14 protein-coding genes are annotated in these 23184 nt (G+C 69.9%); 3 read left to right on the top strand and 11 right to left on the bottom strand.

What is annotated here, in order from left to right:
* Positions 1–221: 221 nt before the first annotated feature.
* From K338_RS0105115 to rhaI, 6 genes are all read right to left on the bottom strand, one after another.
* A complete protein-coding gene (locus K338_RS0105115; protein ID WP_022917102.1) occupies positions 222–1550 on the bottom strand; it encodes an ABC transporter substrate-binding protein in 1329 nt (442 codons plus the stop codon).
* A gap of 287 nt (positions 1551–1837) precedes the next feature.
* Positions 1838–6808, bottom strand: a complete 4971-nt coding sequence (locus K338_RS26380; RefSeq protein ID WP_022917101.1) for a rhamnogalacturonan lyase family protein — start codon at positions 6806–6808, stop codon at positions 1838–1840.
* Positions 6809–7093: 285 nt separating this feature from the next.
* Positions 7094–9679, bottom strand: coding sequence for a glycosyl hydrolase (locus tag K338_RS0105105; protein ID WP_022917100.1), 2586 nt, complete (start codon positions 9677–9679; stop codon positions 7094–7096).
* Positions 9680–11128, bottom strand: a complete 1449-nt coding sequence (locus K338_RS20635) for a rhamnulokinase (RefSeq protein WP_022917099.1) — start codon at positions 11126–11128, stop codon at positions 9680–9682.
* The gene (locus K338_RS0105095) at positions 11128–13164 is read right to left on the bottom strand and encodes a bifunctional rhamnulose-1-phosphate aldolase/short-chain dehydrogenase (protein ID WP_022917098.1); all 2037 of its coding nucleotides are present in this window, start codon (positions 13162–13164) and stop codon (positions 11128–11130) included. The genes K338_RS20635 and K338_RS0105095 overlap by 1 nt, the downstream gene beginning before the upstream one ends.
* 126 nt (positions 13165–13290) lie before the next feature.
* Complete coding sequence (gene rhaI / locus K338_RS0105090) at positions 13291–14469, bottom strand: L-rhamnose isomerase (protein WP_022917097.1); 1179 nt, start codon at positions 14467–14469, stop codon at positions 13291–13293.
* Between the two features lie 181 nt (positions 14470–14650).
* Here rhaI and K338_RS0105085 point away from each other — a divergent pair, with 181 nt between their 5' ends.
* Positions 14651–15427, top strand: coding sequence for a DeoR family transcriptional regulator (locus K338_RS0105085; RefSeq protein ID WP_022917096.1), 777 nt, complete (start codon positions 14651–14653; stop codon positions 15425–15427).
* An 83-nt stretch (positions 15428–15510) separates the two neighbouring features.
* Positions 15511–16542, top strand: a complete 1032-nt coding sequence (locus K338_RS0105080) for a LacI family DNA-binding transcriptional regulator (protein ID WP_022917095.1) — start codon at positions 15511–15513, stop codon at positions 16540–16542.
* A gap of 105 nt (positions 16543–16647) precedes the next feature.
* Here the strand turns inward: K338_RS0105080 and K338_RS20630 are convergent, their stop codons facing one another.
* Entirely contained in the window at positions 16648–17820 is a 1173-nt protein-coding gene (locus K338_RS20630; protein ID WP_022917094.1) for an FAD-dependent oxidoreductase, read from the bottom strand.
* Positions 17821–17881: 61 nt separating this feature from the next.
* On the opposite strand from K338_RS20630, the gene K338_RS20625 reads away from it, so the two are divergent.
* Complete coding sequence (locus K338_RS20625; protein ID WP_022917093.1) at positions 17882–18475, top strand: TetR/AcrR family transcriptional regulator; 594 nt, start codon at positions 17882–17884, stop codon at positions 18473–18475.
* Between the two features lie 118 nt (positions 18476–18593).
* Here the strand turns inward: K338_RS20625 and K338_RS26375 are convergent, their stop codons facing one another.
* The 4 genes from K338_RS26375 to K338_RS0105045 all read right to left on the bottom strand — a co-directional run bounded on the left by K338_RS26375 (position 18594) and on the right by K338_RS0105045 (position 23115).
* Complete coding sequence (locus K338_RS26375; RefSeq protein ID WP_022917091.1) at positions 18594–19814, bottom strand: DUF6596 domain-containing protein; 1221 nt, start codon at positions 19812–19814, stop codon at positions 18594–18596.
* Positions 19811–20191: a YciI family protein gene (locus K338_RS0105055; RefSeq protein ID WP_022917090.1), complete on the bottom strand. Its 381-nt coding sequence runs from the start codon at positions 20189–20191 to the stop codon at positions 19811–19813. Before K338_RS0105055 ends, K338_RS26375 begins: the two co-directional genes overlap by 4 nt.
* Before the next feature lie 144 nt (positions 20192–20335).
* Positions 20336–21586, bottom strand: a complete 1251-nt coding sequence (locus tag K338_RS0105050) for an alpha-hydroxy acid oxidase (protein WP_022917089.1) — start codon at positions 21584–21586, stop codon at positions 20336–20338.
* Between the two features lie 152 nt (positions 21587–21738).
* Positions 21739–23115, bottom strand: coding sequence for a hypothetical protein (locus K338_RS0105045; RefSeq protein WP_157612226.1), 1377 nt, complete (start codon positions 23113–23115; stop codon positions 21739–21741).
* Positions 23116–23184 lie beyond the last annotated feature (69 nt).

Here is a 23184-nt window from a genome sequence, read left to right as displayed (position 1 = left end):
CCGTCGGTAAGCGTTATCCAGCGACGCTAGTGATGGGCACCAGCCGGGTCAAGCACCCCCTCGGGCATGGTGCACACCACCAACGCACGCCGATCCCACAAGCGCCTAGACCCAGGATCCGGGCTGGATCCTGGGTCTAGGTGCTTGTCGCTCGGCGGACGGCGGTCCATACCTGCCGATCCGCAGCCGGTCAGCGTGCAGCCCGCCTCGTGCGGTCTCGGTCAGGACAGCGCGCTGTCCGCCTCCGCGAACCACTGCTCGATGAACTCGTCCACCGTGATCTCGCCGTAGCCAAGGCTCTCCGAGAGCCGCAGCCAGGCCGACTCGATGGTGCCGAAGCCTTCCGGCAAGGTCGGTACCGGTTCGGTGATCTGGTCGGCAACGTCCTCCTCGTAACCGATCACCTGTGCATCCACACCCTCGGCATCGAGCTGCGAGCGTGCGGACTCGGTGGAGGGCACGCCGCGGGAGGTGCCAAACACCTCGCCCACCTCCGGGTCGTTGGTGATGAAATCGATCAGGGCAGCGGCAGCAGCCGGGTGCTGCGTGGTCTGGGCTGCTGAGAGCAGCATCGACGGCTTCTGGAACATCGCTCGCGCATCCGACCCCTCGACCGTGGGCACCGGGAGCATCTCGATCTGGTCCGCTCCGGAGTCGGCCAAGTAGCCGGCGAGGAAGTTGTCCCAGGAGAACTCGGTGGCGACCTCACCCTCGGTGAACCCGCTCATCGGGTCAAGCTGGGCGGCACGCTCGGCGGGGAAGAGCTGGTCGTTCTCCCGCAGGTCCGCGGTGAGCTCCAGCCAGCTGCGCACGTCGTCCTCGGTGAACGCCAGCTCACCGTCATCGGTGAAGACGTCGTTCCCGTTCTGCACCATCCACTGGATGTACATCCAGAACACGCCGGTGAAGTCACCAGTTCCGTACAACGCCGGTTCTTGGTCGGTTCCGGCGTCAGCAGCCTCGGCGTTCCACTGCACATAATCGGCCCAGGTCATGTCCGCGGTCGGCGGCTCCACGCCGATCTTCTCCACCGTGGCCGGGATGTAGAAGAGCGCGAGGGTGTTCGTGCTCTGCGGAACGCCGTAGAGCGCGTCCCCGACGCGGCCAGAGTCGAGAAGCTCTTCCGGCATGCCGCTCGCATCGAGCTCACCACCCAGGTAGGGAGCCAGGTCCAGCAGCTGGTTCCGGTTGCCGTACTGGGTGAGGTAGGCGAGGTCCATCTGGAAGACGTCCGGCAACGAGGAGCCGGCGGCCTCGGTGTTGCGCGCGGTCCAGTAGTCGTCCCAGGAGGAGAAGTTCGCCTGCACGTCGATGTTCGGGTACTCCTCCTCGAACAGCTCGATCGCCTCGTTGTACCGCTCGGCACGGTCGTCGTTACCCCACCAGTCCATCCGGAGAGTGATCTGCTCGTCCGGGTCGAGGGACTCGGCCTCCTCCGAGCCACCCCCTCCGCCACCACCAGAACAGGCAGTCAGCGCCAGCGCCGCAGCAGTCGCCGCGGCAGCGAGCGGGAGGAGATGGCGAGCACTTCGCCTGGTCGTCGATGTCATCTGCAGAGCCTCTCTGCTCGGTCTGTCGCAGCGCACCGAAGGAGTCGCTGCTCCACATCCTGCTTTCTTTGGATCGATTCGCGTGAATCGTTACAAACTATGGCAGACGGTTCGTCCCGGCGCAAGCCGCGGAAAGCGCGATCCAGCTCGACGATCATGACGATCTGGTTACGTCCATCGCTCCGGCCCCAGCGGTGATCCGGGCACCCATGCGGGCACAACGTCAATCAACATCGGGCACAGGTGCCCGGTCTTCAGTGACGTTGCGCCCACGGCGGGGCCAGGGCTCAGTCCACGTCCACCTCGATCGCCTCGGTCTCGGTCGACCCAGCATCGTTGACCAGCTCGGCCACGTAGGTGTACGTGCCCGGCTCCTGGCCGCTGATCTCGGTGACCGCCGACTGCGCGTCCGGGGTGTGCGCGGTCAGCTCCTGGGAGTCGATGAGCTCACCGTCCTCATACAGCCGGTACTCGGTGGCATTGGTCCCCCACCAGAGGTTGGCCGTGACCGTGTACTGCCCGTCGCCGTCCCAGTTGTCCGCACTGAGCACCGCCTGCCCCGGTTCAGCATCGGTCACCTGCACCGTCACCGGCGCACACTCACTCACCCCGTGCTGGTTCTCCAGCTCACAGGTGTAGGTGTAGCTGCCGTTCGCACGGCCGGACACGTCCACTGAGAACTCCTGGGCTGCCGGGGTGTCGTCGGTCAGCAGCGAGGAGCCGATCAGCTCACCGTTCTCGTACACCCGGACCTCGTTGGCGTTCTGACCCCACCACAGGTTCATCGAGACCGTGTAGTTCCCATCAGCCAACCCATACGCCCACCCGCTGGTGGTGGACAGCTCACCACGTGCCGGAGCGCTGGTCGCCGGACCGGGCACCGGCTCGGGCGCCGGCGGCTCGGTGGTGTAGGCGATCGACGGCGCCGCCGGTGTCTCCATCCCCTCACCCAGGAAGTAGCTGGTGTGCGGGGGCTGGTTGTAGCCGGTGAGCTGCCAGGCGATGCCGAGCCGGTAGACCGGGTCGGACATCAAGGTGCGCAACCGGGTGTCGGTGACGTCGGTGGTGGTGAAGATGCGCAGCGCGGAGGAGTCCTCCGTGCGGTACACCAGCTCTTCGCGCCAGTCGCCGAACAGGTCCGCCTGCAGCGAGGGGTTGCCCTTGGTGTCGTTGTTGCTGAGCACACCCTCGGGTCGGAAGATCTCCACCTGCTCGTTGTTCTCGTAGTCCCACTCGTACACGACCGGCTCTCCGGTGCGGCTGGTCTCGTCGAACTCGTGGTCGGTGATCTCCCGGAGCAGGTCGCCGTCCCACCAGGTGACGAAGTTCGCGGCCGGGATGTCGGTGCTGATCTGCTCCCCGTCGGCGCTCATCAGGTACCCCTCGGGGGAGTTCCAGGCGGCGTCACCGCCCACGCTCCACGCCTCGGCACCCTCGTGCCGCGGGTCGATGTCCGCAGCGGCACCGCGGCCGGTGTCCACCTCAGCCGGTGTGGACCACAGCACCTCACCGGTGGCGGCATCCCGGAACGTGGAACCGAGGTTCCCGGAGGCGCCCATGTCCTCGTGCACGGCGAACACCTCCAGGCCGGCACGGCTGGGGTCCAGGTCGCCCAGGTGCAGGGCGTCCCCATGACCCAGGCCGGTGGAGTACAGACCGGTGCCGTCGTCGTCGATGGTGGCCGAGCCGAACACGATCTCGTCCTTGCCGTCCTCGTCCACGTCCCCCACGGACAGGTTGTGGTTGCCCTGTCCGGCGTAGTCGCCGTTGCCCGGATCCGAGGAGTCGAACACCCACCGGCTGGTGAGCTGTTCGCCGTCGAAGTCGAACGCGGCGACCACCGCTCGGGTGTAGTAGCCCCGGGAGAAGATCACGCTCGGGTGCTCCCCGTCCAGGTAGGCCACTGCAGCCAGGAACCGGTCCACCCGGTTGCCGTAGCCGTCGCCCCAGGACTCCACGTCCCCGCGCGGCGGGACGTAGTCAACCGTGTCGATCGCCGCACCGGTCTCGCCGTCGAAGACGGTGAGGAACTCCGGTCCGGTGAGGATGTAGCCGCTGGAGTTGCGCCAGTCGGCATCGGCATCGCCGATCACGGTGCCCTGGCCGTCGACCGTGCCGTCACCGGTCTTCATCACCACTTCGGCCCGGCCGTCGGAGTCCAGGTCGTAGACCATCGCCTGGGTGTAGTGCGCCCCGGCACGGATGTTCACCCCGAGGTCGATGCGCCACAACCGGGTGCCGTCGAGCTTGTAGGCGTCCACGTACACGTTGCCGGTGTAGCCGGCCTGGGAGTTGTCCTTGGCGTTCGAGGGGTTCCAGATCAGGATGATCTCCAGCTCGCCGTCACCGTCCACGTCCCCCACGGACGCATCGCCGGCGGAGTAGGAGTAGGGCTGGCCGTCCTTGGTGTAGGCGTCGGCCGGCTTCTCCAGGGGCACGTCCAGGTACTGCTCGGCCCACGGGCTGAACTCGTCGGTGGCCCAGCTCTCCCCGTCGTCGAGCACCTGGGAGATCCGGTAGACGGAGTCGGCTGCGCCGCCGGTGTCGACGTAGTTGGTGCTGTCGGTGATCGGCTCGTCGGTGATGCGCTCACCGTCGCGGTAGACGTGGAACGCGATCCCGGCCGGGTCCAGGCCGAGCATCCGCCAGCCGAGGTAGACGCCCTGCTCCTGGGTCACCGCCACCGGGGAGCGGTCCAGGTACTCGGCGTCCCGGACCAGCTCGGTCTCACCGGGAGTCTCGATCACCGCCGAGGGCTCGGAGGCGCCGCCGGCGTTCACTGCCACCACGCGGTAGTAGTACTCGATCGTGGTGAGCACGGTCTCGTCGGTGAAGGTGGCGTCCTCGGTCCGGCCGACGACGGTGAAGTCACCGTCGGTGTCCTCGGCACGCTCCACCAGGTAGAACAGCGCCTCGGTGCTCTCGTCCCAGACCAGCTCGACGGCGTTCTTCGTCACCGAGGTGTAGGCGAGCCCGGTGGGCGCGGCGGGCACTGCCACATCGGGGTCGACCACCTCGACGTCCAGGCTCACCGAGGGTAAGGACTCCTCCCCGCTGGCGGTCACCGTGGTGACGGCGTAGGAGTAGGTGACGCCGGCGTGCGCCTCGTCGTCGGTCAGCGTGGTGCCCTCGGTCTCGCCGACGAGCGTCGCCTCGCCGTCCGGTCCGGTGCGGTACACCCGGTAGGACTCCGCTTCCGGCGCCTCCGGCCAGGACAGCTCCACCTGGCCGGTGGCGCCCTCCATGGTCAGGTTCTCCAGCTGCACCGACTCCGGTGCCACCAGGATCGGGGTGAGGGTGAAGCCGTTCAGGTGCGCGGTCTGGCCGGTGATGACCAGGTTCAGCTGGCCGTCGGTGACCACGATGTCCTCGTGCACCTTCTCCGTGTGGCCCTCGCGGGCACTCTGCCCGCCATAGTCACGACCCTCGATCTCGATGTTCGTGCGCACGCTGCCGAGCAGGTCACCCACCACCGTGGCGGCGGAGTAGCTGCCGTTCGGCAGGTCGACGAGGAACTCGTACCGGCCGCCGAACTCGATGACGAAGTCGCAGGCGACATCATCGTCTCCGTCGCCGCGGTCCCGGTCGTCCATCCCCTCGGCATCCACGAGGCCATACCCGAGCTCGGGGGTGTAGAGGGTGCTGCGGTTCACCTCGGTGTAGCCGTCAGCGACCGGTGCACCGGCGGGCTGGAAGTCGAACTTGTACTGCGCCGAACGGGTGGTGGCGCTGACGGTCTCGCTCACCACGCCCTCGCCGAGGCCGTTCATCGCACTGACCCGGAAGTCGTAGGCCACCCCTTCCTCCAGACCGCCGATGAGCGCCTGGTCAAGAGTGGAGGTCCCGGCCAGGGTGAACTCGTCTGCCCCAGCCTCGCTGCGGAACACGCGGTAGACGTCCGCGCCGTCCACAGCGTCCCAGGTGAGGGTGACCGAGGCGCTGGTCACGGTCTGCACCGCCACGCCGGCGGGCGCTGCGGGCAGCTCGTCCGGCTCGGTCACCTGCACCAGCTCGGAGACCGGCAGGTCCAGCTCGGCCAGGTCGAGCGCGACCAGCCGGGCCATCTGGATGGCGCCGTAGGACTGGAAGTGGGTGTCGTCCTGGGTGCCCTCGGGGCGGTTCGGGTACACGCCCGGTGGTACGTGCAGGAACACCGACTCGGCCATCTCCGGGCCGATCTCGTCCAGGTAGGCCCGCGAGGAGGCGGACAGGTCGATGAGGTCGACGTCGGAGGCTGCCGCGACCTCCTTCATCGCGGCCACGTACTCGGGGAAGCTCTCGTTGAACTTGCCGGTCTCGGCGTCGTAGTCCAGCCGGTTCACCGGGGTGATGAGGACCGGTGTGGCGCCGCGCTGCCGGGCACCTTCGACGAAGATCCGCAGGTAGCCCTGGTACTCCTCGGGGGTGGTGTAGCGCTCCGGACGGGACTGGGTGGCGTCGTTGTGGCCGAACTGCGCGAACACGTAGTCGCCGGGCCGGGCCTCGAGCAGCACTGCGTCCAGCCGGCCCTCCGTGACGAACGTCTTCGAGCTGCGGCCACCGATGGACTGGTTGTCCACCACCACACCCTCGGGCACGAACTGGTCGAACACCTGGCCCCAGCCGGCCTGCGGCTCCCAGTACTCGTCGTAGGTCTGCATCGTGGAGTCACCGGTGAGGAACGCGGTGGGCACATCGCCCGGCCTCTGCTCCTCCTGAGCGGTGATCACGATGGCGTTGATGTTCGGCGCGTCGCCGGTGAAGGTGAAGGACATCTGCCCGTCCACCAGGGCGATGTCGTAGTTCATCTCCAGGTACTCACCGGGCCCGCGGTCGGCGGTCTGCACCTTCTGCATCTGCTCGCTGGAGATGGCGATCTGCGTGGCCTCCTCCGAGTCCCCGGCGACCAGGGAGACCGTGTAGTCCAGGTTCGGCAGGTCGACCACGAAGGTCGCCTCAGCGGGGGTGAGGAAGTCCCCCTTGATCGGGTCCTCGCCGCCGCGGTCGGCGCCGGTCACCTCTGCGTCCCCGGTGAAACCGAACCCGGTCTCCTCGCTGTAGGTGCTGTCGGCAGTGACCTGGGCGTAGCCGTCCGCCACGGTGCCGGGACCGAAGTCGAAGCGCAGCGGCTCCTGCTGCGCTTCGGAGGTGCCGGCATCAGCCGGGTCCTGAGGCGCTGCGGTGGCGGGTGCGCTCACCACCAGCCCGGTGGTGACGGCAGTGGCCGCTGCCGCAAGCAGTGCTACTGGCCGCCCTCGGGACGAGAAAGCGACGGTCATGAGATCTTCTCCGATCGGTCATGAATCGATTCAAACAATTGTCTGCGCTATGGGTACGCGCAGGCGATCGTCATGATCTGACTGTCGGCCCAGCCAAGTGCGGCCGGACCTCGCTCACCGATCCTCGACGGCTGCCCCCCGTCCGGTAAGCGTTATCCCCTGACGCTAGCGGAGCGGTCAACGCCGCGTCAAGACAGTCTTGGATCGATTTAGGGGCGCTGGGCGCTGGGCGCTGGGCGCTCGTGGCTCGCCGATCGCCGATAGGTCGTTGGTCGCCGGCCCCGCTCAGCGCAGCTGCGGCACCACGAAGATCCCGGTCCGGGTCGGTTCGTCGGCCAGGTCGATCTCCTGCATGGTGAATCGCCGTCCGTGCACAGCAGTTGCCTGCCGGTACACCTCACGCCAGCGCTCGTCGCGCAGACCGGCCACCGAGGTGCCGCTGACCTGCAGCTCGATCTGGTTCGCACCCTCGCGCAGCAGGTGCCCGACCCGCAGCCGGTGGGGGTGGTCCCAGAGCACGCCGGCCTGCTCGCCGTTCACCCGGACCACGGCGACCACGCCGAGCGGTTCGGCGGCGTGCGCCTGGTAGGACTGCGGCTGGCGGGCGGTGCGCGGCGGTACCGGCAGCCCGGCCGGGTCGAGCACCAGGTGCTCCGGCAGCACGCCCTCGCAGGTCACCGTGCTGGTGTAGGTCGCCGTCCCGACCACGCCGTCCAGACCGTCCTCCTCCCAGACGTGCGGCAGCCGTACGGGTCTGGACCGACCACCGGGCTCGGTCAGCTGCCAGTCCGAGAGCTGCCAGGTGGGGCCAGCACCCCCGCCACCAGTCGCGAACGCTCCCCCGTGCGGCCCGTGAACCGATTCAGGTCGCGGATGGGAGCGTTCGCGATCCAGGGGTGGCCGCGGCGAGGTGACCACCACGCTCGCCTCGTAGGGGGCAAGCGCCAGCCGGATCTCGCCACTACCACGATGGCTGACGGCGCCGCTGTGGGCGTCCCAGGTCTCCCAGCCGCCGTAGGGCGTCCGTGGCTGCAGGCGGGCGGCCACCGGTCGTGGTCCGGTGTTGACCACGAGATAGACCTCCCCGGCCTCGTGGCGCCGGTGCAGCACCCCCACGTCCGGGTGGTCCACGGCGGCGTCCGGGGCGACGACGTCACCGATCACGCGCAACAGCTCGGCGGCCGCGACGTGCCGGGCCTCCGGTAGCACTGGGGAGTCGACCACGACCACCGGACACCCTCGCGCGGTGATCGCGCGCAGGTGGTCGGCATCCTGTGCGGACAGGAGCTTGCTACCCGCCAGCACGACCACCCGGTGTCGGCGGGTGATGGACTCCACCGAGGTCTGGGCGTCGACGACGTCGAAGTCGTAACCCGCCTCCCGGAGCATCGCCGGCACCTGGGCACCGATCTGTGCCACGCTGCCGCGCCACAGGTTGGCTGCGCAGTCGGGGCCGAAGGCGGCATAGGTGTCCTCGTAGGGGAGCCAGAGCGCCACGTCGGCTACGTGCTCACCGGTGCGCAGCAGCGCCGACAGCCGGGTCAGGTACCCGAACAGCTCCGGGGCGGCAGCCCACCAGGCGTTCCGGTCGCTGAGGGCGCCGGCGGCGTAGAAGGCCCAGCCGGGGTCGACGGCCGCTCGTGGGGAGAACGGCCAGCCGTGACCGATGAGCTGGTTGACGCCGAGCAGCAGGTGCTCGTGCGCCTCGCCCTTCAGGTCGATCGGGCGGGCGCGGAACGAGGGGGAGGCCACCCAGGTCCAGGTCTCCGAGGAGACCACCGGTCGGCCCAGGTGGTGGGCGGCGGAGGAGGCCCACTTGGTCTCTGGGATGCCGCGCCAGCCCCAACCCTCCCCCTCGACCAGGTCAGCGCAGCGGTAGCCGCTCACTCGCGCGGGTGGGCGGCCGTAGTTCTGCACCCGAAAGGCGACCCCGTGCTCGCGGGCCCAGGAGCGCACCGGGGTGAGGAAGCTCTCCTCCTGCAGCTCCGAGAGCGTGCGGTAGTAGTCCGCCCGCAGCCCGGCTGCCTCGGGATGGTCCACCCGGAGCCGGTACAGCACCGGCAGCGGGTCGTAGCCGCGGCGTGCGATGAACTCCGCCACCATGCTGGGCGTCCAGTCCGCGTGGTAGACCTCGAGGCTGTCGCAGAACACGGCGGTGATGTTCTTCGCACCGGCAGCAGCCAGCAGCGGTTCGCCGACCGCGCGCAGGTGGTGGGCGATCGCCTCGGCCGAGTAGTGGTCCAGCACCGGTCCCTCGGCACCGTTCGCCGCGCGCTTCACCTGCTGCCCGGTAGGACCGGCGACCGCGAGCAGCAGGGTACGCGGCCCGGCCCCGGGTGGCACGACGACCTCGGCTCCGGTGAGCTCGACCTGCTGGTAGTCCTCCGGCCCCTCGCCGGGTGAGCCCTCACCAACGTAGGCGGCGACCACGTGCTCCTGCGGCCATCGGCTCCCGATGCGCAGCCGCGCCGCTCCTGGCCCGATGGTCCGCTGGTCCCACCACAGTCGTTGCGCAGCCAGCGCTGGCGGGACGTGCGCGCCTCCATAGGACCAGCCGCTGCCCAGCGTGAGGTCCACACGCAGGCCGAGGTCGCGCCCGCGGCGCGCGGCGTGGCCGACCAGGTGGAGCATCTCCTGCGACAGGAAGGCCGGCCCCGGCGCGGGATCCAGCGGGTAGACGAAGGCGAGCTCCACACCACCGAGACCGGAGCGGTGCATCGAGGCCAGCTGGTCGTCGATGTCGGCCGTGGACATGCCCGCGCCGAACCACCACCACCGCATCATCGGACGGGCCTCGGCGGGCGGGTCGGTGAAGGTCGCGAAGGCCTCCGGGAGCAGGTCGCTGTGCTGCTGAGCTGATAGCGCAGACACTCAGACCGTCTGCCAGGCGGTGTGCTCGGCACGGTCCGGCTGGTAGGTGCGCACGTCGGCGGTGCGGGCGGCCACTGCGCGCAGGGCGGTGCGGTCGCCGCTGAGCACCCCGGCAGCTCGGGCCTGCACCAGGGCGTTGCCCAGCGCGGTGCCCTCGACCGGTCCGGCCAGCACGGGTAGGCCGGTGGCATCGGCGGTGGCCTGGCAGAGCAGGCTGTTCTGCGACCCGCCCCCGACCACGTGCACCACGGCGACCTGCCGGCCGGACAGGCGAGCAGCGTCGTCGATGGCTCTCCGGTAGGCCAGGGCGAGGGAGTCGATGATGCAGCGGGCGTGCTCAGCCGGGCTGGTCGGTTCCGGTTGTCTGGCGGCGCGGGCGTGCGCGCGCAGCCGGGCCGGCATGTCCCCGGGCGGCAGGAAGTCCGCGTGGTCCACGTCCAGCAGCGTGCGGCGCGCAGGGAGTGCTTCGGCTTCGGCGAGCAGCTCGGCCAGCTCGACCGGGTGCCCCTGGTCCGCCCAGGTGCGCTGGCACTCCGAGAGCACCCACAGGCCCATCACGTTGCGCAGGTAGCGCACCGTGCCGTCGACACCGAGCTCATTGGTGAAGTTCGCCGTCCGGGAGTCCTCGGTGAGCACCGGCTCGGTGAGCTCCACCCCGACCAGGGACCACGTACCCGAGGAGATGTAGGCGAAGTCCTCCCGCTCTGCCGGCACCGAGAGCACTGCTGAGGCGGTGTCGTGCGAGCCGACGGTGTACACCGGGACCGAGCCCAGACCCGTGCTGGTCTGGACCTCCTCGGTGAGGTGGCCGAGCAGCGTGCCCGGTTCGACCACCGGGGCGAGCAGGTCGCCCGGCACGCCGACGGCGGAGAGCAGCTGGCTCGACCAGGTCCGGCTGCGTTGGTCCAGCAGGGCGGTGGTGGAGGCATTGGTCAGCTCGCTCACCTGCACGCCGGTGAGCCAGTAGCCGAGCAGGTCGGGCAGCAGCAGCGCGCGGGCCGCCCGGTCCCACAGCGGGCCGCGTTGCTCGGCGGCCAGCTGGTAGATGGTGTTGAACGGCAGGTGCTGCATGCCGCTGATCGCGTACAGGTCCTCCGGGCTGATCCGGGTGTGCACCTGCTCGATCACGTCGGCGGTGCGCTCGTCCCGGTAGGCGACCGGGTCGGCGAGCAGTCGGCCCGCGGAGTCCAGCAGACCGTAGTCCACCGCCCAGGAGTCGATGCCGATGCCGTCCAGGACCCCGTCTGCGCCGGCCGCCCGGAGCCCTACCAGCACCTCCTGCCAGAGTGCGATGACCTGCCACCGCAACGTGCCGCCGTCCTCGATGGGCTCGTTGGCGAACCGGTGCACCTCCTGCAGGTCGACCCCGCCGGCGCGCACCTCCGCGCGGATCACCCGCCCGGAGGTGGCGCCCAGGTCGACTGCGGCGAACGTGCCGGCCCGGGCCATCAGCGCAGGAAGGCGGCCGCCACCCCGGAGTCGACCGGGATGTGCAGACCGGTGGTCTGGGCCAGGTCGCCGCCGGTGAGGGCGAACACGGCGGCGGCCACGTGCTCGGGCAGCACCTCGCGGCCGAGCAGGGTGCGCTTGGCGTAGTAGGCGCCCAGCTCGGACTCCTCCACCCCGTAGACCGCGGCGCGCTTGGCGCCCCAACCGCCGGCGAAGATGCCCGAGCCGCGCACCACACCGTCGGGGTTGATGCCGTTGACCCGGATGCCGTGCGCACCCAGCTCGGCGGCCAGCAGCCGCACCTGGTGCGCCTGGTCGGCCTTGGTGGCGGAGTAGGCGATGTTGTTCGGGCCGGCGAACAGCGAGTTCTTGCTCGCGATGTAGACGATGTCACCGCCCATCTTCTGGGCAATCATCGCCCGGGCCGCCTCCCGGGAGACCAGGAAGGAGCCGCGGGCCATCACGTCGTGCTGCAGGTCCCAGTCCTTGGTGCTGGTCTCCAGCAGCGGCTTGGAGATGGACAGCCCGGCGTTGTTCACCACCAGGTCGACCCCGCCGAAGGCCAGCGCGGCGGCGTCGATGAGCGCGCTCACCTGGGCCTCGTCGGTGACGTCGCAGGCCACGGCGGTGGCCACGTCCGCACCCCCGAGCTCGTCGGCCAGCTGCTGGGCGGCCTCGAGGTTCAGGTCGGCGATCACCACGCAGGCACCCTCGGCGGCGAGCCGCTGCGCGGTGGCCTTGCCGATCCCGGAGGCACCGCCGGTGACCACGGCCACCCGGGTGGCCAACGCCTTCGGCTTGGGCATCCGCTGCAGCTTGGCCTCCTCCAGCGCCCAGTACTCGATCCGGAACTTCTCCCGCTCGTCGATCGGGGCGTAGGTGGACAGCGCCTCGGCACCGCGCATCACGTTGATCGCGTTGACGTAGAACTCACCGGCGACCCGGGCGGTCTGCTTGTTCTTCCCGAAGGAGAACATGCCCACGCCCGGCACCAGCACGATCGCCGGGTCGGCACCCCGCATGGCGGGGGACTCGGCGTCGGCGTGCCGCTCGTAGTAGGCGGCGTAGTCGGCGCGGTAGGTCTCGTGCAGCTCACCGAGGCGAGCCACGACGTCCTCCACCGGGGCGTCGGCGGGCAGATCGAGGACCAGCGGCTTGACCTTGGTGCGCAGGAAGTGGTCCGGGCAGGAGGTACCGAGCTCGGCCAGCGGGGCCAGCTTCTCCCGGGAGAGGAACTCCAGCACCTCCTCGGAGTCGGTGAAGTGCCCCACCTGCGGGGCGTCGGTGGAGGCCAGGCCGCGGATCACCGGCGCCAGCGCGGCAGCCTTCGCGCGCCGCTCGGCCTCCGGCAGGGGCTCGTAGCCAGGCACCACAGCGCCGAACGGCTCGGCCTTGCCGTGCGCGGCGATGTACTCCTCAGCGGTGCGGATGATCTGCAGCGAGTTCGCCTCGGCCTCCTCGCTGGTCTCGCCCCAGGAGGTGATGCCGTGCCCACCGAGGATGCAGCCGATCGCCCGGGGGTTGGCCTCCTTGATCGCAGCGATGTCCAGGCCGAGCTGGAAACCGGGGCGGCGCCAGGGCACCCATACCACCGTGTCACCGAAGATGGTCTCGGTGAGCTGCTCACCGTCGGCGGCGGTGGCGATGGCGATGCCGGAGTCGGGGTGCAGGTGGTCCACGTGCGGGGCATCCACCAGACCGTGCATCGCGGTGTCGATGCTCGGCGCCGCACCGCCCTTGCCGTGCAGGCAGTAGTCGAAGGCGGCGACCATCTCGTCCTCGCGGTCCACGCCCGGGTAGACGTCCACCAGGGACCGGAGCCGGTCCACCCGAAGCACGGCCAGCCCCTTCTCGGTGAGGGTGCCCAGGTCACCGCCGGAGCCCTTCACCCAGCACAGCTCGATCTCCTGCCCGGTGACCGGGTCGGTAGCGCTGCCCTTGGCGGAGGTGTTCCCGCCGGCGTAGTTGGTGTTGCGCGGGTCGGCACCGAGACGGTTGGAACGGGCGATCAGGTCGGACACGACGGGGTGGGTCATAGTGGCTTTCCGATAGGTCTGGGGTCGGTCAGTCTGGAACTTGTTCGTCGATCTGGCCACGATCTGTGGCCAGATCGACGAGCAATTCCGCCCGGGGCGGGCGGCGGGTCGGGAGGGCGGGGCCGGTCAGGCGCCCCAGCCGGCCTGGGTGCCGCCCACGCGCTCGGCAGCGATCTTGCTGCCGTAGCCGGAGTCCTTGTACGCCCGCACCGGGTCGGGTGCCAGCCCCTTCTGCTCGCGGATCTCTGCCAGCAGTGGGCGCACGTCGGTGTTGTAGGCGTCCATGAAGATCTCGTTGGCGCCGAGCACGTCCCCACCGAGCTGGGCCTCGCGCAGCGCCTCGTGGTCGACCAGCAGGGCCTTGGCGGTGGCCTCCTGGACGTTCATCACCGACCGGATCTGAGCAGTGATGTTGTCCTCGATGTTGTGGCACTGGTCCAGCATGAAGTTCACTCCGGCCTCCGGCCGCAGCGCGTCCGCCGCCACGATCTCGTGCATGATCCGGAACAGCTGGAACGGGTCCGCGGCACCGACCATCAGGTCGTCGTCGGCGTAGAAGCGGGAGTTGAAGTCGAATGCGCCGAGCTTGCCGAGCCGGAGCAGCTGGGCGACGATGAACTCGATGTTCGTGCCGGGTGCGTGGTGGCCGGTGTCCAGCACCACCTTCGCCTTGTCGCCCAGGGCCAGGCAGTGGGTGAGCGAGGTGCCCCAGTCCGGGATGTCCATGGTGTAGAAGTACGGTTCGAAGAACTTGTACTCGATCACCATGCGCTGGTCCGGCCCGAGCGCCGCGTAGATCTGCTGCAGCGAGTCGGCCAGCCGCTCCTGCCGGCCGCGGATCGAGTCCTGCCCGGGGTAGTTGGTGCCGTCCGGGAGCCAGAGCTTCAGCTCGGTCGAACCGGTCGCGGTCATCACCTCGATGCACTGCAGGTGGTGGTCGACGGCCTTCTTGCGGATCGCCGGGTCGGCGTTCGTGAGCGATCCGAGCTTGTAGTCCTCGTCCTGGAAGACGTTGGAGTTGATCATCCCGATCTGCACACCGAGGTCGGCGGCGTGCTTGGCCAGGTCGCTGAAGTCCTCTACCAGGTCCCACGGGATGTGCAACGACACCCGCGGTGCCGCACCGGTGTAGGTGTGCACCTGGGCCGCATCGGCGAGCTTCTCGTACGGGTCACGGGGGACGCCCGGCTGAGAGAACACCTTGAACCTGGTGCCGGAGTTGCCGAATGCCCAGGAGGGCAGCTCGATGGTCTGGGCAGCGAGCGCGTCGCGCACCCCTGGTGCGACGGGGACCGTGCTGGTCATGGGACGGATGCTCCAAACGGGACTCGTGGTAAAGATGACCGTCGAACGTCTCTGAAACGATTCATCGTCTGGCAGCACTTTACGAGCCCAGCCGCTTCGGCGTCAAGACCGACCCGTGGGGACGCCGTCGAACAAGCCCTCCCGTGCCAGACTGAACGAGGACGAGAGAATCTGGAGGGCCGTGGTGCTGGTGACCGATCGTCGTCGGCGTGTGCTCGACGAGGTGCGCCGCTACGGGTCGGTGAGCGTGCGGAACCTAGCCGATCGACTCGCCGTGTCGGAGATGACCATCCGGCGAGACCTCGAACAGCTCGCCGCCGAGGGCCGGCTGCACCGGGTGCGGGGCGGGGCTGTCGCGCCCCGTGCCCAGGACACCGAAGAGCCGGTGTTCGCCGAGACCACCCGCCGGCACACCGCAGAGAAAGAAGCCATCGGCCGGGCCGCGGCGCACCTCGTCCAGCCCGGGATGTGCATCGGCCTCTCCGGCGGGTCGACCACGTGGACGCTGGCACGCGAGCTGCGACGGGTGCCGGACCTGACGATCGTGACGAACTCGCTGCGCATCGGAGACGAGTTCGCCGGGGGCGAGGCCAAGCCCACGGTGATCCTCACCGGCGGGATCCGCACCCCCTCAGACGCGCTCGTGGGGCCGGTGGCGGTGCAGGCGCTGCAGCACCTGCACTGCGACCTGTTGTTCATGGGGGTGTTCGGGATGGCACCCCGGGCCGGGTTCACCACTCCCAACCTGATGGAGGCAGAGACCAACCGCGCACTGGTCCAGACCGCCCGCCGCGTCGCGGTGGTGGCCGACCACTCCAAGTGGGGCAGGATCGGCCTGAGCACGATCGCCGAGCTGGCAGCGGCGGACGTACTGGTCTGCGACGACCAGCTTCCTGCCGAAGCACGAGAAGAGCTCGACACCCAGATCGAGCAGATTGTCCTCGCAGCCGTGGAATGAATCGATACACTACGGGCGGGCACCGGAGCCGGTCGGATCCGTCCGTCAGGCAGCGGCCCATCCGAACGCGTGACAGGAGCACCATGTCGAACCAGCCCCCGACCATCCGTCGGCCGAGCGTCACCGACGTCGCCAAGCGAGCCGGCGTCTCCGTGGGCACGGTGTCCAACGTGCTGAACCGACCGGAGAGCGTCTCCGAGCGCACCAGGGCGAAGGTCGAGCGCGTGATCGGCGAGCTGAACTTCGTCCGGAACGCCTCTGCGCGGCAGCTGCGCAGCGGTGAAGTCAGCACCGTGGGAGCGGTGGTGCTGGACATCGCCAACCCGTTCTTCACCGAGATGGCCCGTGGTATCGAGGACCGACTCGCCCAGGATGACTTCACCTTGATGCTGTGCAGCTCGGACGAGAACCCGGAACGTGAGGCACGGTTCCTGCGCCTGTTCGAGGAGCGTGGCGTCCGGGGGGTGATCGCCACTCCGAGCCACGGCAGCCTGGACTCGCTGCTGCGGCTGCGCGACCACGGGATCGAGGTGGTGCTGCTGGACCACACGTCCCCGGTGCCGGGCCTCGCGTCGGTGGCTGTGGACGACGTGGGTGGGGCGTCGCTGGCGATGGAGCACCTGATCGGGCTGGGCCACCAGCACTTCGCGTTCCTCAACGGGCCGCTGAACCTGCGCCAGTGCGTCGACCGTCGCGACGGTGTGTACCGCACGCTGCACGCACACGGGCTGGACCCAGCCGTGGCGCTCGAGGAGATCGCGCTAGACGCACTGAACGCCGATGCGGGCGACGCGGGCGTGCGCGAGCTGTGGGCACGCACCGGGCCGCGACCGACCGCCATCTTCTGCGCGAACGACTTCACCGCGCTCGGGGCCCTGCGCGCACTGAGCGAGCTGGAGGTGGAGGTGCCGGGGGACGTGGCCGTGGTCGGGTACGACGATGTCATGTTCGCCTCGATGCTCACCACGCCGCTGACCTCGGTGCGCCAGCCGATGCACACGCTCGGCTGGACGGCGGCGGACATGCTGCTCACCCGCCGCTCCTCCGGTGAGGACGCCGCGCAGGTGGAGTTCGAACCAGAGTTGGTGGTGCGGGCCTCGTCCGGGGCAGCCTGAACCTCACGCACCGACTGCACAAGCACCGCCCCCGGCACGGTCAACGAACGGCAGGAATCTGCTGCCACGATCACCAGCGGGCAGCGGAAGTTGTCAGGCCGGGCGTCAGCGAACCGGTGCCGCCGGGGCCGGCGGCACCCAGCCCATGGCCGCATCCGCACCGCGGTTGATGGCGCCCGCCGGGGTCAGTCGCATCAGGGCGTTCCGCAGCGGCTGACGCAGTCCCCCACCCAGGTGGGAGCCGAACCTCGCGGTGAGCACCGACGCGCGCCCGAGCGCCCGGCACCGGGGGCGCCGGGCACGGTCGAACCCGGCGAGCGCCGGCGCCATCCGCCCGCCAGCCGCCACCGGCGAGCCGATCAGCAGCCCGACGCACAGCCCGTCCTCCAGTGCGGTGGCCACGCCCTGCCCCATCGTCGGGAGGAACCCGTGCGCGGCATCGCCGACCATCACGACCCGCCCGCTCGTGTACCCCGGCAGGCCACCGGGTAGGTGGTGGACGTCGTGGCGCAGCACGGCGGCCGGATCGGTGCGGGCCAGGATCTGCTGGATCGGATCGGCCCAGCCGGTGAACCGGCGCTTCGCCGCGGCCAGCTCGTCGGCGATCCGGGTCCGCTCGGACATAGCCACGTAGCCATACCAGTAGGTCTCGCTCTCGGAGACCGGCATGATGCCGAACTCGGCGCGCGCCCCCCAGTACTGGCGCAGCGTGGTCTCGGCGGGGACTCTGGGCACGATCGCGCGCCAGCTGGAGAACCCGCTGTAGGTTGCTCGGTTGGAATACAGTGCGGTGCGGACCGCGCTGCGCATGCCGTCGGCGCCGACCACCAGATCGGCCTCACGGCCTGCCACCACCGCGGGCGCGCCGCCGGGCACACCCGGAGTCACGGTGGTCACGGGGACGCCGGGCACGAGGCGCACCCCAGCGCTCCGCGCACGCCCGAGCAGTGCCTGGTGCACGCGCCGGCGGTGCACGCCGATGAGTGCTACCGCCTCCCGCGTGGCCTCGTCGTCCCGGATGGTCAGGATGGGACGTCCGTGGCTGTCCCAGGTGCCCTCGGCCCTGGTGGCACATCCGAGCGCTGCCACCTCGTCGGCGTCGAAGCCGAGGCCTTGATAGGCGGCGACGGCGTTGCGGGACATGGCGAAGCCCGCCCCGATCTCACCGAGCTCGGGCGAACGTTCCAGCACGGTGACGTCCCAGCCGGCCTGGGTGAGCGAGACGGCCGCCGCGAGCCCAGCGATCCCTGCGCCGACGACGACAGCCGAACTACCCATCAGCATCCTCCGCTCTCAACCACTACGATCGTTCTAGTACGTATTCTGTCATAATCTGGCCATGCCGCGTTCCAACCCGGAGCGGCGCCGGGCCCTGGCCGACGCCGCGATCGAGCTCCTCGCCGCCGAGGGCAGCCACGGGCTGACCCACAGGGCGGTAGAGCGCGCTGCGGGCGTACCGGCCGGCACGGCGTCGAACTACTTCCCGAGCCGACAAGAGCTCTTCGTCGCTGCCGCCGAACGCGCCGTCGCACTGCATGAGCAGCAGATGCAGCGGATCGACGACGAGCTCGACACCTCCGCCGACGACGACCCGCTGGTCGCGCTGGTCACCGCCTCGCTCGTGGATGCGGTGACCACCTCACGGCGCCGGTACCTGGCCCTCTTCGAGCTGCAGTCCGAAGCCACCCGTCAGCCCGCCCTGGCCGTTGCACTGGCCGCGCTGGCAGGTGATGCACAGCGCTTCACCGCGGGTGAGCACGCCCGACTCGGGCTCACCACGTCCCCCGACGCCCTGCGGCTGCTGATCACCCTCTACGGCGGCGCCCTGTTCGCGCTGGTCAATGCACCCGTGGCGCCCGGCGCGGCCCAGGTGCGCCAAGCGGCAGCGGCCATCGTGACCGGGGCGAGGTCCGCCGTCGAGATGGGCAGCTGAACCGGAGAGTCAGAGCAGCCGCCAGCCCAGACGCTGGGCAGCAGAGCGGTCGAAGGTCACCACCTCCGCAGCACCGAACTGTTCCATCGAGCCCTGGATCAGCACGTCCGGACAGGGGTCATCGGAGCGCCCGCTGGCGACAGAATTCCGCCAGCGGCCCCTCGGGCAGGAGGCCGGCCAGCTCCCGGTAGCGGGCCGCCGCCTCCACCGGCCGGCCGGTGCGGTGGGCCAGGTCTGCCAGTGCCAGCTGTGCGTCGCGTGCCGCGTACGGCGGCCCGTCCGCCACCAGATCTTCGAGCTCGTTCTCGACGGCGGTGAGGTCACCGTGGTCACGAAGGGCGCGCCGGGACAGGGCCACCAGTCGGGCGACGCGCACGGCCGGGGCCGGCCAGCGCTGCAGCAGGGCGTCGTAGAGGCCCACGACGGCGTCCCAGTCGGTGCTCTCGACGGTCACCGCCGTGGTGTGCAGCCCGGAGATGGCCGCCTCCAGCACGAACCGGCCCGGCTCGTCGGTGAGCCGCTCCGCACGAGCGACGTCGGCGAGCCCTGCGCGCAGCAGCACCGGGTCCCAGGCGGACCGGTCGGCCTCGTCCAACGGCAGCGCCACACCATCGCGCACCCGACCAGGGCGGCGTCCGAGGGCAAGCCGGGTGCACGCGCGCAGGCCGATCACCTCCGCCTCTCGCGGGTACTCCGCGGCGAGCGTCTCGGCCAGGGTGAGCGCGTCCCGGGCCGGGTCGGCGGTCGGGTCCTCCGGGTCCACGACGTCGCGCTGGCCCACCGTGAGCAGCGCGGCGAGGCAGGTGAGCACTGCCGGCAGACGTACGGCGCGCTGCGCCTCGTCCGGCAGGGTGAACCCGCCGCGTCGGCGCGCCAGGGCGGACTTGGCCCGGGTCAGGCGGGCGGCCGCGGTGGTGGTGCTGATTCCGAGGTGACCGGCGATCTGCGCTGTGGTGAGCCCGCAGACCAGCCGCATCGCCAGCACCAGCTGGCCACCGACCGCAAGCGCGTCGTCACAGGCGACGAACAACAACGCGAGCCGATCATCGAGAACGGAACCTCCGCCGTCGTGATCGGACTCGGCGACCGCCTGCTGGGCGACTTGGTAGCGGAGCTTGCCGAACCGCTCGGCCCGCCGGACGTCATCCAGCCACGCCCGCCGACCCACAGCCACGCACCAAGCGGCCAGGTCGTCGATGCGCCCCTCCGGCTGCTCAGCCGCGCGGGCGAACGCCTCGGCGGCGTACTCCTCGCCGCGGTCGAGGCTGTGGGTGGTCACCGCGAGGTTCCGCACCACCTGAGGCCAGGCGGTGCGGAAGTCCTCGCGGGTGATGGTCACTCGAAGGGATGCACCTTGCGCCACTCGACGATGTTCCCGCTCGGCACCAGGGCGGCCAGGCGCCGCGCGGTCGACTCGTCACACTCCACGGTGTAGAAGCCGGTGATCAGCTCAGAGGAGTCGGTGAACGGGGCATCGGTGTACACCGGGGCCTCACCGTCCTTGCCGACCTTCACCCAGCCGCCGTACGAGGCGTTCTGCAGCGCCTGGCTGTAGGTGATCTTGGCCCCCAGATCGGCCACCGCCTGTTGGAACCGGCCGTGCGAGGCGAAGTCTTCGTTGAGCTCGGTCCGGTTCGTGCCGCCGAGGCTCTCCGGCAGGTAGGGATCGGAGTCCCAGTCGCCCTCGCGGATCAGGAATACCCAGGTGTCAGTCATCTCGACTCCTTCATCGTGTGGATTCTGTCATGCAGATGACGAACAGCCCGAGGCATATTCGACAGCTGTGGCGAGAACAGTCCACGCTCGCCTCGGTGGGCTGCTCCACCGGGCGGGCCGACGGGAGGCAGGTGAGCTCCGCCGTCAGACGCGCGCGCCCACCCCGTCGACCGGGACCAGCCGCTGCAGCTGGGTGACGTGCTCGGGGCCCAGGTCGGCCAGGCTCGGGGCGCCGAGCAGCTTCATCGTGCGCTCGATCTCGCCCCGCAGGATCTCGATCGCGCGGTCCACCCCCTGCCGACCGCCGGCCATCAACCCGTACAGGTACGCGCGCCCGATCAGGGTGAAGTCGGCGCCCATCGCTACCGCTGCCACGATGTCGGCACCGTTCATGATGCCGGTGTCCAGGATGATCTCGTAGGCGTCGCCGAGCTCGCGGGCCACCTGCGGCAACAGGCGGAACGGGATCGGCGCCCGGTCCAGCTGGCGGCCACCGTGGTTGGACAGCACGATGCCGTCCACGCCGATCTCGGCCACCCGACGGGCGTCCTCGATGGTCTGGATACCTTTCACCACGATCTTTCCGGGCCACTGCTCGGCGATCCAGCGCAGGTCGTCGAAGTCCACGGTCGGGTCGAACATGGTGTCCAGCAGCTGGGCCACGGTCCCGGACCAGCGGTCCAGGGAGGCGAAGGCGAGCGGCTCGGTGGTGAGGAAGTCGAACCACCACTCGGCTCGGGGGGCCGCGTTCAGCACGGTCTTCAGGGTCAGGCTCGGCGGGATCGTCATCCCGTTGCGGGAGTCGCGCAGCCGGGCGCCGCCGACCGGAACGTCCACGGTGACCAGCAGGGTGTCGAATCCGGCCTTCGCCGCGCGCTCGACCAGCGCCATCGACCGGTCCCGGTCCTTCCACATGTAGAGCTGGAACCAGTTCCGTCCACCGGGGTTGGCGGCGGCCACGTCCTCGATCGAGCTGGTGCCCATCGTGGACAGCGAGTAGGGGATGCCTGCGGCGCAGGCGGCCCCGGCACCGGCGATCTCGCCCTCGGTCTGCATCATCCGGGTGAAGCCGGTGGGGGCGATGCCGAACGGCAGCGCCGACTCGCCGCCGAGGATCGTGGTGGAGGTGTCCACGGCGGAGACATCGCGCAGGATCGCCGGGTGGAACTCGATGTCCTTGAACGCCTGCCGGGCTCGGGCCAGGGAGAGCTCGCCCTCGGCGGCACCGTCGGTGTAGTCGAACGGCGCCTTCGGGGTGCGGCGCTTGGCGATCCGGCGCAGGTCCTCGATGGTGTACGCGGCGTCGAGCCGTCGCTTGCGCCCGTCGAGCTCGGGCCGCTTGAACTGCAGCAGTGGCGCAAGATCGCGGGCCTTGGGGATTCGACGCTGGACCATCCGTACTACTCCCTCAGTTCTGAACGGCCTCGACGGACCCCAGATTGAACCGTTTCATGACCATCCTAACGCGGCAGTCGACCTCACCCTACGACGAGAGCGGGCGTCGGCCTGCACATCGAACGTCTTCCTGACCTGGGGGACGACGTCCGCTAGCTGAGGCGCGGCTCGACGATGGTGGGGGCTCGACCCGGTGAGCTGCGAACCTGGCGCAGAGCGCGGCTGTACTGTGCTCTGACCCGGCGGTACGTCAGCCAGAGATATCCCTGGACGAGCCATCGCCGCAGCCCCGCACCCCATTCGAGCGCCCATCCGGTGGCTCGGAACCTGGTCAGCCCTATGACCACTCGCCCGGGTCGGGCTGTCAACCTCTCGGCCCGTTCCAGACTCTCCGGTGCCTGGATGCACCACCTCAGCGGGCAGTACGAGGTCAGGAGGCAGGAGAGCAGCCAGAGTGCCAGCAACGCGTAGGCCAGCCAGGAGGGGGCGTCCTCGCTCCCGAACCGGGACCCGATTACCAGCGCGAGCGTGCTGACCACGCACAGCACCGGGGCCGTCAGAGCAACCCAGGCGCTGGTCCGGCGTGCACGGGGCGCAAGACCAGCGGACTCCTTCGGCACTGACACCCACCGGTCCCCTGCCCTCGCCAATAGCCAGTAGCCAAGGACGACGCTGAAGCCCGCCACGACCTTCACAATGTCCCAGATCTCCGCCCAGGAGGCGCCCTGGAGACCGATGACAACCATCAAGGGTGCGGCAGCGAGCACCGCGGCCGCTGGCCCCACGAGCATCCAGACCGTCCACCACCCGACCGACCGCCACCAGACCGTCCACCACCCGACCGATCGCCACCGCGGGGCAGTAACGACCGTGCGAGCACGGCGGGAAGCCAGCTCGGCGTACCGCTGGCCAAGGATCAGCCGCCGCGTGCCCAGAGCTCGCCAGACCTCCCACTCCCGACCCCGTTCGCTCGAGGTTTTTGCCCGACCCGGCACCGCACCGGTCAGGATCACCGCCAGAACGGCGAGCAGAACGATCTGCACGCCCACGGTCCAGGGCGGCCGCACGAACACCACGGCGATGATCGCGAGGGAGACGGTGGCCGTGCCGACACCGAACGCCAGTCGGACGAGGTTCGTGTAATCGCCAACCCGGACCACGCGGTTGCCGGAGATCGCCGCGATCATGAGCGCAATGGCCACGCCCACGGAGACTCCGAGCGTCTGCACCGTGATACCGCCGACCTGGATCGCCATCTCCGCGTCCAGCCGCGACTGCTCATACAGGTCGAGCAGCGACCCGTCGGTCACCGCGGAGAGCCCGGAAGCAGGAGGCAGTTGGGACCGCGCCAGGATCGGAGCCGAGGACGCGACGCCGGCAGCCACCAGCCAAGCGCCGCCAAGCAGCATCCCGAGCACTTGCCGGACGAAGACGCCACTACCACCACCGGTCAGCACGACCGGTTCGGCCCCGTCCTCCGTTCTACCCGCGCGCACCCGCCGCCCCTCACCAGCGTCAGATGGCTCCACTGCCCCTCCCTCACCACCGGATGTCGCCCCCGGCACACGCGGCATCGCCGCCGGGCGCCGGCCCGACAG

The organism is Ruania albidiflava DSM 18029 (genome assembly GCF_000421225.1).
Taxonomy (GTDB): Bacteria; Actinomycetota; Actinomycetes; order Actinomycetales; family Beutenbergiaceae; genus Ruania; species Ruania albidiflava.
The sequence above is the reverse complement of the archived record's forward strand: the minus strand, read 5'-3'. Positions and strand labels throughout refer to the sequence as shown.

What these genes read in the sequence shown, in the direction of transcription:
- K338_RS0105115 (WP_022917102.1), bottom strand. Translation starts at nt 1,550, where the DNA reads ATGACATCGACGACCAGGCGAAGTGCTCGCCATCTCCTCCCGCTCGCT.
- K338_RS26380 (WP_022917101.1), bottom strand. Translation starts at nt 6,808, where the DNA reads ATGACCGTCGCTTTCTCGTCCCGAGGGCGGCCAGTAGCACTGCTTGCG.
- K338_RS20635 (WP_022917099.1), bottom strand. Translation starts at nt 11,128, where the DNA reads ATGGCCCGGGCCGGCACGTTCGCCGCAGTCGACCTGGGCGCCACCTCC.
- K338_RS0105095 (WP_022917098.1), bottom strand. Translation starts at nt 13,164, where the DNA reads ATGACCCACCCCGTCGTGTCCGACCTGATCGCCCGTTCCAACCGTCTC.
- rhaI (WP_022917097.1), bottom strand. Translation starts at nt 14,469, where the DNA reads ATGACCAGCACGGTCCCCGTCGCACCAGGGGTGCGCGACGCGCTCGCT.
- K338_RS0105080 (WP_022917095.1), top strand. Translation starts at nt 15,511, where the DNA reads ATGTCGAACCAGCCCCCGACCATCCGTCGGCCGAGCGTCACCGACGTC.
- K338_RS20630 (WP_022917094.1), bottom strand. Translation starts at nt 17,820, where the DNA reads ATGGGTAGTTCGGCTGTCGTCGTCGGCGCAGGGATCGCTGGGCTCGCG.
- K338_RS20625 (WP_022917093.1), top strand. Translation starts at nt 17,882, where the DNA reads ATGCCGCGTTCCAACCCGGAGCGGCGCCGGGCCCTGGCCGACGCCGCG.
- K338_RS0105055 (WP_022917090.1), bottom strand. Translation starts at nt 20,191, where the DNA reads ATGACTGACACCTGGGTATTCCTGATCCGCGAGGGCGACTGGGACTCC.
- K338_RS0105050 (WP_022917089.1), bottom strand. Translation starts at nt 21,586, where the DNA reads ATGGTCCAGCGTCGAATCCCCAAGGCCCGCGATCTTGCGCCACTGCTG.